Origin of the sequence: Spiroplasma endosymbiont of Villa modesta (assembly GCF_964030925.1) — a bacterium.
GTDB lineage: Bacteria > Bacillota_I > Bacilli_A > Mycoplasmatales > VBWQ01 > Spiroplasma_E.
Genome location: NZ_OZ034992.1, coordinates 1,249,543 through 1,261,834 on the forward strand (window position 1 = coordinate 1,249,543; position 12,292 = coordinate 1,261,834).

At 22.0% G+C, this 12,292-nt stretch carries 11 protein-coding genes; 4 read left to right on the forward strand and 7 right to left on the reverse strand.

All coding sequences use genetic code 4. The features are described from left to right. Nucleotides 1-9 precede the first annotated feature (9 nt). Nucleotides 10-4,005 (reverse strand): ABC transporter permease, encoded by a 3,996-nt coding sequence (locus AAHM89_RS08055; RefSeq protein WP_342266011.1) that lies wholly within the window; start codon nucleotides 4,003-4,005, stop codon nucleotides 10-12. Nucleotides 4,006-4,045: 40 nt separating this feature from the next. Beyond that, nucleotides 4,046-4,909 (reverse strand): hypothetical protein, encoded by an 864-nt coding sequence (locus AAHM89_RS08060; RefSeq protein WP_342266012.1) that lies wholly within the window; start codon nucleotides 4,907-4,909, stop codon nucleotides 4,046-4,048. A gap of 165 nt (nucleotides 4,910-5,074) precedes the next feature. Between AAHM89_RS08060 and AAHM89_RS08065 the strand changes: the two genes are divergently transcribed. Further along, a complete protein-coding gene (locus tag AAHM89_RS08065; RefSeq protein ID WP_342266013.1) occupies nucleotides 5,075-5,323 on the forward strand; it encodes a hypothetical protein in 249 nt (82 codons plus the stop codon). Nucleotides 5,324-5,347: 24 nt separating this feature from the next. Here the strand turns inward: AAHM89_RS08065 and AAHM89_RS08070 are convergent, their stop codons facing one another. The 3 genes from AAHM89_RS08070 to AAHM89_RS08080 form a co-directional block, all read right to left on the reverse strand. After that, entirely contained in the window at nucleotides 5,348-5,830 is a 483-nt protein-coding gene (locus tag AAHM89_RS08070; RefSeq protein ID WP_342266014.1) for a hypothetical protein, read from the reverse strand. Between the two features lie 71 nt (nucleotides 5,831-5,901). Then, complete coding sequence (locus AAHM89_RS08075; protein WP_342266015.1) at nucleotides 5,902-6,045, reverse strand: hypothetical protein; 144 nt, start codon at nucleotides 6,043-6,045, stop codon at nucleotides 5,902-5,904. 26 nt (nucleotides 6,046-6,071) lie between these two features. Beyond that, a complete protein-coding gene (locus AAHM89_RS08080) occupies nucleotides 6,072-7,166 on the reverse strand; it encodes a hypothetical protein (protein ID WP_342266016.1) in 1,095 nt (364 codons plus the stop codon). Between the two features lie 138 nt (nucleotides 7,167-7,304). Here AAHM89_RS08080 and AAHM89_RS08085 point away from each other — a divergent pair, with 138 nt between their 5' ends. Then, entirely contained in the window at nucleotides 7,305-8,552 is a 1,248-nt protein-coding gene (locus AAHM89_RS08085; RefSeq protein ID WP_342266017.1) for an ISNCY family transposase, read from the forward strand. 125 nt (nucleotides 8,553-8,677) lie between these two features. Here the strand turns inward: AAHM89_RS08085 and AAHM89_RS08090 are convergent, their stop codons facing one another. Both AAHM89_RS08090 and AAHM89_RS08095 read right to left on the reverse strand, forming a co-directional pair. After that, on the reverse strand, nucleotides 8,678-10,162 hold the full coding sequence (locus tag AAHM89_RS08090) for a hypothetical protein (protein WP_342266018.1): 1,485 nt from the start codon (nucleotides 10,160-10,162) through the stop codon (nucleotides 8,678-8,680). Nucleotides 10,163-10,359: 197 nt separating this feature from the next. Beyond that, nucleotides 10,360-10,794 (reverse strand): hypothetical protein, encoded by a 435-nt coding sequence (locus AAHM89_RS08095; RefSeq protein ID WP_342266019.1) that lies wholly within the window; start codon nucleotides 10,792-10,794, stop codon nucleotides 10,360-10,362. A gap of 509 nt (nucleotides 10,795-11,303) precedes the next feature. Between AAHM89_RS08095 and AAHM89_RS08100 the strand changes: the two genes are divergently transcribed. Further along, nucleotides 11,304-11,726 carry a transposase family protein gene (locus AAHM89_RS08100; protein ID WP_339045912.1) on the forward strand — a complete coding sequence of 141 codons (423 nt, stop codon included), beginning with the start codon at nucleotides 11,304-11,306 and terminating at the stop codon, nucleotides 11,724-11,726. Nucleotides 11,727-11,749: 23 nt separating this feature from the next. Further along, a complete protein-coding gene (locus AAHM89_RS08105) occupies nucleotides 11,750-12,157 on the forward strand; it encodes a transposase family protein (RefSeq protein ID WP_339045908.1) in 408 nt (135 codons plus the stop codon). Nucleotides 12,158-12,292 lie beyond the last annotated feature (135 nt).

Consider the following 12,292-nt stretch of genomic DNA (forward strand, 5'->3'; position numbering starts at 1 on the left):
TTTCTGCTTTTAATCAATTTCATTTAAAGTTTTAATTGGATTAATCTTCTTCATGGCATATCAATCAATAATAAAGGTTGTTGCATAAATACCAAAGACAATTAAACCAACCACAAGCGGTAATCATCAAACAAAGAATAATGGTAAAATCCATGTTGTATTAGCAGCTAAATAGTTAAGAATAAACTTAACAATTATTCATCCTACAGGAAAACCAATAACAAACATAACAGCAATCACTGGTAAATACATACCAATAACAATATTAGTTATTTTTGCATCACTATAACCAAGTGTTTTCATTGTTGCTATTGTTTTACGATTTTCATAAATCACTAAATTACTTGTTAATAAAATAATAAAGAACGAAATGATTAATGAAAAGATAATAAATGCAACTAATACTGTATCAACTAAAGCAGTAATTTGATTTAACAACTGATGATGGATATCTTGTGGCGTAATATTAACAGCACTACCTGCACCATAACCTTGATAAGTACCAGAACCATCAGTACCACCATTTAAACCAAAAGCACTGTAATCTCCATACATTTGCGAAGTTGAAAATGAATTAGTTATATCTGGTAATGATTGCGAATTTGAAAATTTAAAATTAAAGATTGGATTTTCATTTTCAAATATTTGATTAAGTTTATAAATAACGGGATCATTTAATTGATTAAGAAAATTTTGATATTCATTAAATGATTTTAATTTACCAAAATCAACATCACAAGTTGTTTTTTTGTCTTCTCATTCTTTTTTAAATAATAAAAATAAAAATTCTTTTGTTTTATTAAATGATAAAACTTTATCAGCATTAGTTTTACTAATATAAGCATTAGGTTGACCATAACCATTATATATACCAACTACTTTATACGTTGGTGTTTTAGAACTTATCTTATCATTATAAGAATTAACAACCTTACCAGCAGCAACTTCTTTTAACATATTTGTAGCATTAATACCCGCATTAACATAAGCCTCATACTTTAACTCATCAACTTGTGTATAACCAGTTTGTTGTTTTAATAATGTTACATTATTAACATTTTTACTATCACCAACAACGTTATCAATATTAATTTTATCCAAATCAAAAGGTTTCAATTTATTATTATCTTTAAATTTCATAGTATTACCATTACTACTCATTTTAAATTCATCATTTATTTTTAAATTTAATTGTTTAGCAATTGTTTGATTAATAACAAGACTAATACTATCATCACTATTTTCTTGTTCTAAAAGTGGATTTAATGAAGAACCTCCAGCATCATATAATTGCATCATTGAAGGTTTGCCTAACTGTTGTTGATTTTGTAAACCATAAACTTTCATTAAATATTTGTTCTGTTTAAATAATTTTTCAGGAGTACCAACAAAGTAAGTTTCTAATTCATCAGTTTCTTTATCAAAAGGCACAACATTAAAAGCAACATTAAAAGGAGCATTGGGATCACTATAAGCTTTGGCAATATTTTGACGAATAAAATATGGGCTTTTAGTATAAGCACCTTGCACTACAGTTTGTCCCATTCTATTATAAAATAAAGCACCAAATCAAATTCCAACTTTATTAATTCAACTATCACGCTCTTTGTCACTAATTTCAGATGCATTATTATTCAATAATTGTGTTTCATTAGTTAAATGTCACGGATATAATTTATCGTTAGTATCAAAACTTAAATTATCAATATCATTAATAAAAGTAGGACCCTTACTTGAGGCATTTTTGTAAGCAGGAATATTACTATTTGCTCAATCTTTGAATTTTGTAATATCTAAATCATTAGGATTAGTACTAATCTTACCAGTCTTCGAAATCGTACCACTAATATTCATTGCCACTGTTGTTCGATAGTTTTGATAAAATTTTCTAATAATATTATAAGTATTCTCACTATAAAAACTGTTAATATTAGTATTTTTTAAAACTGTGTCATACATTGGTAATGCATTTGGTCAAGCCATTTGTACCATAATTCCAACAATCACAGAAGCATCTTTAATATCACTAGAATCTAATCCATTTAAAAAGTTTTTAGTAAGCATTTTACCATTTAAATACGTTAAACCAGTATATCCTAAATCACTAATAGCAGCACCGGGATTAGATTCATCTGACATTGGAGCATATGCTTCAGCATTAATATTATTTTCTAATAATTCTTTAACAAAAGTATCATTTAATGGTCCAGAATTATCAAAACGTGGTGGATGTCAATATGTATCACCAGTAGTACTATCAACAGTAGAAGTATAAGTTCAATCATCTTTATTATTTGGATTATAAGTTTTATAAAAACTATATGGAGAATTATAAGTCGGAATGTCATATTCAACTAAGGAGTGATAATTCATACCAGTAAAAGAAAGTAATTTATTATCAGCCATAATTTTTGGACCAATAATAGATGTTGTCATTAAAGTTGTTCCTAAAAACATAGTTAATGATGCTGCTGCCATTTTTCCAATTGATGATGTAAATAGTGATAAACGGAATCTTGTTAAAAATCCACGATTAATACTTTTTGTTTTAATAATTCGACTAAAGCGAGAATTAACAGTAGCTGATTCGTTTTTAATTAAATCTATTGGTTTTTTAATAACTGTTAAAGCACTAATAACTCATGCAATAATTGATAAAAAACCAAATATTAAAATTAAACAATATATAAATCCTAAACCATTAAAAATAAAATGACCAAAATCTAGATTAAAATAGTTGGCAAATGTTTGAACTATAATTACTTGTAAACCACTTGCTGGTAAAAACACTAAAATAGTACCAATAAGTGCTGCTACCATTGGATAAGCTAAAGATGTAATTAAAATTTTAATATTACTATAACCTAATGATTTTAAAATTCCAATTTGTGTTCGTGAATTATCAATATTTTTATAAGTAATTAATATTACTGTAATTCCTGTAATAATTAAAACAATTAACAATAAACCAATTAATAAACTTTTAAATCCAATAATAGTTGCATTCAAAGTAGCAGTACGATTATTAAACGTATACTTATTATTTCCTAACTTATATACTAAAGCAGCATCAGAATCAATAGTATTAATATATTTACTTCTTAAACTTTGTGAAATTAATTTAACATCATTAATTTTACCTATTGTTGATTTTCCAACAAAATAAATTTCGCGATCATTATCAGAAGAAATTGTGATTTTTTCATTAGCTTTATCATATGATCAAATATAATTATTTTTTTCTAACCTTTTACTTAAACCAAATTGCATTGGATCAACGTATAATAAACCTTCACGAGTTTTATTTGGAATTGGTGTAGTTTGATCAATAATTGGGGTTGTGAAATCAGCAGATACACCATATCCAACAATTTTTAATCAATTATAACTACTATAAGCAGCATCATTTAAATCATATCCTGAAACTTTTAAACTACTTCCTAATTGATCTGATTGCACACGAATTGTATCATTAATATGCAAATTATTTTTTTGAGCAAATTCTTTATTAATAACTACCTGTTTTCAACTTGGAGTTTTATCTGGATTATTACTATCTCCTATTTGATAACCATCACTAATGATTAATTTATCAATACGAGCATCTTGATTATAAGTTAATATTTTTAAAATTCTAGGATTACTATTATTATCTAATTGCATAGTTCTGCCTTCAACACGATCTCATATAAATTCATTACCAGCATCATTTGCAATATTGTTAATATCAAAATCATTCTTTTCATCAACAGCAGTTGTTGATGTTGAGATTTTATTAGAAACAGTTTTTGGAGTAGTATTAGATAAATCAATAACAAAATCATGTAAATTAGATTTTGCAACTAATGTTGAATATTCATCAGAAATTCTTGCTAAACTTGTTTGCATTAATGAAAAAATAGTTGATGATAATAATACTAAAACAATTAAACCAACTAATTGAATTTTATTACGAAATGCTTGTTTAAACGCATTTTTAAAAAGCAAAAATGATTGTTTTTTCATATTCGTTCTTCCTTTCTTTTAAATTTTAAAACAAAAAAAGTTATTGAATTAAAGCCATTTTTCAACCATTAATTAAAGTTTTTAAATCTTGAATAGTTTTAGTAATAAGTAGTGTTAATTGGGCACTTAAAAAATAAGTTAAATTCTTCTTAAAAATAGTAATTAAAAGTTTTTTATTATTATCAGTAATAGAAACTTGGTGGTCAAAATTAGTAAACATTTGTTTTTTAAATTGCCATGTTAAAATGATAATTTTAGTTTTAGTATATGCTTTTACTGGAAATTGTTTATTAATAATATTGGGTAATGAAGAATTACTAAATAATGTTACTCAAGTTTTTTTAATTAAATTAAAAATTGTAAATAAATTATCACTAAACATTTTTCATGAAAAGAAACCTAATCAATAGTAAAAGAACACTAAAATTAGTACTGAAATAAAGTTATTTATTGATGGTAATGATATTTTAATCATAGTAAAATTAAATTGTAAAATAATAGCAATTATAATAATTGACAAAATAGTAAAACGCATCACTTTCATAATTTGATTATTATTACGGCTTAAAAAACTAAAACAAATAAATAAATGTAAAATCGAAATCAATGATAGCATTGGTAAACTTTCTAAATCTAAAAAATTAATATTAATTACCATTTCTTGAACTGGTAATAAAAATAAACAAAATTGTGCTAAAAATCATAAACTAAATTGAAGAATAATGATTTTTGTTTTATTAAATATTTTTTTATTATTAATACTATTTTTATGAAAATTAATAGTAATTAAAAAAGTTAATTTCATAATTAAAAGTAAAAAAAGAACTGGTAAACCAAAAAAAATAAATAATTGTTCAAAATTATTAATACTATTAATTTTTAAAATATTACTACTACGTAACATTATATTCACCTTTAAATAAACTTTGCTATTATTATAATTATAAACTATTAAAATTAAATAATGCAATTATTTAATTTTAGATAGTGTTCAAATATTTAAAAAGAAAAGGAAAAAAGAAAATGTTATGAAACTGCTGTATTAAATTCTTTAGTAATAATTTTGATAATGAATATCAATATTTACAACCTATGGATTCAAACTATATGTACTACCCCCACTACTAATTATCAAACTACTACATCTACTACTAAAATAATATCTGTTGAACAACCAACTAAAAATACATCAACAGTTTTTTCAAATAGAAAAATTATTTCAAAACCATTGAAAAAAAAGATACAAGAAATTAATTTTAATAATATTACTATTTTTGAAGAAGAAAGTGAAAATCAAACTAAACATATATCTTTATAAATAAAAAGAGTTAATAAATATTTATTAACTCTTTTTATTTAATTTATAACTATCTTTAATTTTTTTAAAAACCATTGTTTTATAATCTTTGTTACGATAATCATCAAAAACAAATATACCTATAAAATGATAACCAATGCCTTTTGATTTTTCTTTTATTTTTACAAAAGTAACAAATTCTACTTTATCTTTAATATATTTTTCACCCAATTGTTTTCTTTTTTCACTTGTACTAGTACTATTAAATTGATAAATAACATTTCAATCTTCTGACAAAAAATTTGCATATCCTGTTTTAATTACTTCTTCTTTTTCGCTATTTGGACTAATCGTTAAAAATCAAACTTGTTGATAATCATTTATTTTATAACCACTTTTTAATATTGATACACCATCTTCATTAGTAAAAAGAGTACTTAAAACCTCAAAAATTGTTTTAAATAATATTCTATCTTTGATAGTTATTTCTTTCTTGAATAAAATTGTTTTTAGTACCTCATTGTTCACTATATGGTCACCTCTATATAAACTATAACATAATTTTAATGATTCTTATTTATACGAAATAATAATACTAATTACATTGTAAATAATTTTGGTTGTAAACAAAATCCTGGTGTTAATTCATTAGCAATATGAACGTCTTCTCAATTTTCAGTTTCAACTGAAAATTGTTGACCTGTAGGTACTAAAACTGATACTGGTGCAACTACTTCCATCATTTCACTAACTACTAATGTTTTTGATACTATTTTTTTTCAATAACTGGGTTAATATGAATACAAGATTTTATATCATAACTATCAGTAAATGCCACTAAATTTTGATTATACTGTGATAACACTTGTATTTTTTTATTTAAATTTGTCAACTTCTGACTACCTTTTTTATTTAAAGTTTCTAACTTTTCTTTTTCTAAAACTAATTGTTTTTTTTCTTTAAGTAGTTTTTGAACTTCTTCAGTTGTTTGATTACCAATCTTTGTTAATTTATCTTCTAGTAAAGAAATATTTTTTTCTTTCTCCTTTATTTGCATGCCATTTTCTTGTTGAATAGTTTCTAGTTTTATTTTTTCTTCCTTTAATTGATTAACTTCCGTAACCAATTTTTTATTTTTAGTTCTTTTAATTGGTATTATTGTATTTTTATAAATATTTTGTATACCTTGATATCCTAAATCACCAATAATTATTGTTTTTTCTGAAACTAACGCGAACTCTTTTTTTATTAATCTTTCAATACTTTTATTTTTTTGATCACGAATATTTCTCAATTTTTTTTGCACTTTTTCTAAATTATTACCTATTTGATTTATTTTTACACTATTTTGTTGTTTAATTTTTTCTAACTTTGTTTTCTCTCTTTCTAAAGTAGCAACTTTAGAAACTAAAAATTTAGTTTCATCAATTAATAGTTGTACTTTTTGCTTTTCTGCTATTAATTGTTGTTCTAATATTGCTGTTTCTTCTGCAGATTTAACTTTTGTTTTATCCAATTCTTCTTGTGTTTGCTTTAATTGTGCTTCTAATTGATTAATTTTTGCTTGTAAAATTTGATCTTGACTTAAAATTTCTGTTTTTTCTTCTTTTGCATCATTTTCTTGTTTTATGCTTTGTTCTTTAATGTCCTTTTCTTCTAAAATAGCATTAATTTTAGTAATATCTTTTTCAAGTAAAGACGTTGAACTACTTGTTGTAGATGATTCTGAATTATCTGTTTCATTAGTATTAATAAATTTTAAATGTTCATTTTTTTTGTTGTCTTTTTTCTTATTTTTTCTTTTTTTAACATTTGTTTTCTTTGTTTCTGTTTTATGAGAATTATTAAAACTTTCTACTTGCATTAACGTTTCCTTTTTTGAAACATCATTATCGTTTAAAATTTCTTGCAATTTTTGTTGTCATTATTTAGTGATAATTTCCTATTAGTTATCGAGTAAAAATTTCCCAAAAAGTGAAGTTAAATATACTTGGTTATAAATATGGAAAGAAGCATGACTATGAAAGAAAAATATAAGTATAAAATTATAAATGACATTTTTATTAATAAATTATCTAAACATCAAGCCAAGAATAAACTTAATCTAACTATTAGAAGAATTAACCAATTAATTCAAATTTTTAATAAAGAAGGTAAAGTTGGTTTTATTCATAAATCTCGCAATAGAATTTCTAATAAAGCAACAAATACTGAACTTAAAAATAAAATTATAAACTTGTATAAAACAAAATATTATAATTTTAATTTTCAACATTTTCATGAAAAAATAATTAATGAAGAAAAAATTAAAATTTCATATAGCACACTTTATACTATATTAGTTAAAGAAAAAATCAGTTCACCAAAAAAACATAAAAATAAGAAAAATAACTTACATCCAACAAGAAATCGTAGAACAAATTTTGGTGAATTAATTCAAATGGATGCCAGTAATCATCATTGATTTGGTAACGATAAACCAAAAGCATTTTTACATGCTGCAATTGATGATGCTACTGGAAATATTGTTGGACTATGATTTGATCATCAAGAAACATTAGATGGTTATTATAATGTTTTTTATCAAATTTTAACTCAATACGGTATACCAAAAACATTTTATACTGATAACAGAACAGTTTTTGGATATAAGAAAAAAGTTGATGCAGGAAAAATAAATCCGGAAAATGACACTTATACTCAATTTCAAAAGTGCTGTAATGATTTAGGTGTTGAAATAATTAGAACTTCAATTACACAAGCTAAAGGTAGAATAGAACGCTTATTTGGAACACTGCAAAGTCGATTAATTAGTGAATTACGACTTAATAAAATTAAAACATTAAATGAAGCTAATCAATTTCTTAAAACATACATAAACGTTTTTAATAAACAGTTTGCCTTTCCTATTGATGATAATAAATCTGCTATGGTTAAAGCTCCCACACAAAAAGAAATAAATATTTATCTTTCAAGATTTTCTAAAAGAAAAACAAATAGTGGTTCAACTATAACATATTATAGTAAAAAATATTTTCCTTATAAAAATAACAAAGTTCAATATATAAAACCTAGAACTGATGTAATTGTACTTAAATCATTTATTAATGACTTATATATTAGTTACAATAATCAAATATATGAACTAAAAGAAATAACGTTAAAACCAATTATCAAAGAAAATTTAATAAAAACTAAAAAAGTTTATATACCCAATAAAAATCATCCTTGAAGATATGGATATCAATAATTCCTAATTAAAGTTATATAAGATTTATATTTTTTGAATACTTAACCATATAAATTTTAAAAATGTTTGTCTATGAGCAAATTTGGTGCCTTAAAATTGATTTTAAAGATATAAAATAATTAGAATTATATACCAGCAATAGCACAAGTACCAGAAGTAATTGCTGAAAGTTTAGAACCAACAGTTCCAATTACAGGCATGTAAGAAATTAATTCACCAACTAAATTTACTGTATTAGCACAATTTCAATTTGATTCATTTTCCAAATTAGAAACTCTTGTTTCTAATTCATTAACTGTTTTATTTAAAATTTTAAAATCATTTTTTAATCCTTGCAAATTTTTGCTTAATTCATCAATTTTCATCTCATCATCTATTATTTTTATTAAAATTTTTCATCTTGATACATAACCTTGAATATTTATACGTTCTTGTCTTTTTCAATTATATAGCTGTTCAGGAGTAAATGTTTTAGCATTATTTATTGCTTGTGGCAAAGTAGAATTTCAATATCTTATATCTTCTATTCAATCTTGGAATAATACGTTATTTGTTATATTATAGTTTATTTCATTAAGTTTATTTTGTGTTATATAAGTAAAAATTGGTTTTGTTGAACCATAGGAATAACAATCATCAAGTTCTCTAGCATAATTTTTTGCTAATAATTGAAATTTAAAACATTTATCAAAATATGAATAATCTTTTCAATTTATAATTTTGATATTTTCTTTTTTAATAGAAAGATATTTTCTTTTTATTGCAGTTTTAATGCTATCATCTTTTTTTCCAGATCAATATTCATAATTTTTATTAATATTAATTTTTCCTAAATTAATTTCGATATTTTTATTTCAATCTGGAAAATCTCTTTTTAAATTATCAAAACATTTATTTGGATAACCCAATATATCTTCTGTTATTATTCTTACTGATTTAAAATTATAATACTCAAAATTAATTTCTATGCGTTCTTGTTTAGAACTATTTGCATATGTTTTTTCAATTTCCAAAAAATTATCAAAAATAAGTTGACCAAATTTATTTACAGTTGACCAATTAATTTGAAAATTAATTTTAATTTCACCGTTATTGTACATATCTTTTATTTTTTCTTTAAATATTTCACCAAATTTCTTTTTAGGATTATCAAAATTTAAGTCTTTTCAATAATAATAATAATCTATTATTCCTTCAAAAATTATTGGTACAAATGAAACAGTAATTGGAGAAGAAAAAGAAAATGGAACATTTGTAATTTCATTTCCTTTGATTGATGTTATATCAAAAAAATTCTCTCTTTTTAGTCTATTTCTGTGTTTTTCATGACGATGTTTATGAGTATTTGTTTGTAGTTTTATTTGATAAAAAAGGTCAATATTTTGATTTGGTAATTGTTGATTTAAATTATATCGTTGATAATTAGTATTTAAATTTGTAAAGCTAATATCTTGGTTTATTGATTGTAAATTAGTATTGTTGCTAGCTCAATTTTTAATCTTTTCATTATTATCAATTCATTTACCATTAATACCTTGGTTTTTATTTTGAAAAAATGGGACAGTTAGCATTCATAACTTAAATCAATAACTTGGATTAAAATATTTCATATTTATTGTTCTCCTTTGAAAGTAAATATAAAAATATTTACTTTCAAAACAAAGCAATTTTTTATTTTTCTAAATTTTACTACTTTTTTAAAATAAAAAAAGTTTTTGTATAAAATAAGGAACTAAATTTTTTATGGGTTATTTGGAATTTATGTAGTTTATTGAATAGTTTAACTTTCCAAAATAATTTAATTTTTTTATAAATATTTTTGGGAAATTTTCACTCGATATTGACATTGCAATTTTTGTTTTAACTTTTTAATCATTTCAATATTACTATCAATATTTTTTTCAATTTCGCTTAAATATTGCATTGAATCATTTTCATCAAAAATTTGATTTACAATTTTCGTTAAAGGCAATGAAGAAGTAACTGGTTTTTGAAACATTTCAAAAATAATTTTTGACAAATCAAAAATATTTTGAATTTTTAATTTAATTCCCTTAATTTTTAATTCATTTTTTTTAGATTTATTATTTTTAAAATCACAAATTTTATTTTCATATTCATCGAATAAATTTACAACTTCCTTTTTAAAAATTTTATCAAGTTCTTCAATATTTAATTTATATGGAATTTCAGAATTACTATCTTTAACTAAAATATCCTTAAATTTATTTTCTCTTGACATTATCTCCTTAATTTTTTCATATTCATTACTTGTTAAACTAATTTTATTATCACAATCTTCATCAGTAACAAAATATTTTGATTGATTAGCAATAAAGTTATAAATATTTAATACACCTAATTGATGATTTTCACAAATTGTTTTAAAATGTTTTAATATTTCAAAATTATTATTTAATTGCTCTCTTAATTTATTTAACTTATTTAAGTCCTTGCACGAACTAATTTTTTTAATAAAAAAAATATTATCATTTTTTCAGGATTTCTATTTTTGTTTTCATAAATTCAATATTAGTAATATCTTTTTTAATAAAATCACTAAATAATAAAGGATGATTAAAAACATTAATTATTAAAATAATTGAAATCAAACTTTTCAAACTGTATAAATTGTCTTGATCAATATATTAGACATATTCCGTAATTAAATTTTTAAAAGTCAATTAATAATTTTAAAATTTATTTTATAATTTTGTTATTAACAATAAATTTAGAAAAGTGTTGATAAAAATGATTTTTGAAAATTTAAAAAAATTAAAAAATGAAGAATTTTACAGATATTTTGGTATAAAACGTTTTCATTTTAATGAAATGTTAGAAAAATTAATTGAAATAGAAAAATTAGAAAAAAATAAAGGTCGAAAAAATAAACTTTCAGTAGAAGAAAGATTAATGATGACTTTATTATACTGAAAAGAATATTATACTTTTTTTCAAATGAGTATTAAATCTAAAATGAGCCCATCAAGTTGTTTTCGAAATATTACTTGAGTAGAAAATAAACTTAGTAACCACAAAGATTACCAATTTTTAAAAGAAAGATATAAATTAAAAATTGATAAAAAACAAGAAAATTCAAATGAATTTCAATTTTATTTAATTGATTCAACTGAGATTGAAATTGAAAGACCAACTAAAAAAAACTACAGTTAGAATATTTTTCTGGTAAAAGTTGAATGTATTCTATAAAATTTCAAATTGTATATGATTTTTTTAATAAAAAAATTGTTGATATTTTTGCTGATAATGGTAAAGTGCATGATTTTCAAATATTAAAAAATTCAAATCTTGAATTTTCAGAAAAAACAATAATTATTGGTGATTTAGGATATCAAGGTATACAAAATATTTATAAAAATACAATAATACCAATTAAAAGAACTAAAAATAAAAAATTAACTAAACAAGAAAGAAAATACAATAAGATTGTATCTAAAATTAGAATTAAAGTTGAACATGTCTTTGCTTGATTGAAAAGATTCAAAATTTTAGTAAATAAATGTAGAAAATCTAAATTTAGACTTATGTACTTAAGATTTAACTTACTTTGTGAAATTTTTAATAAAATAAAACCATTAAAATAAAAAAAATATTAAAAATATTTTTTTAAAATTTAAATTTTTATCGAGCTAATATAAAAATATTATTAACAATTTTTTGTTTAAAATGTAAACTCATTTTTTAAACTATTTTTTCAAAAAATATTTATTTCTATATTC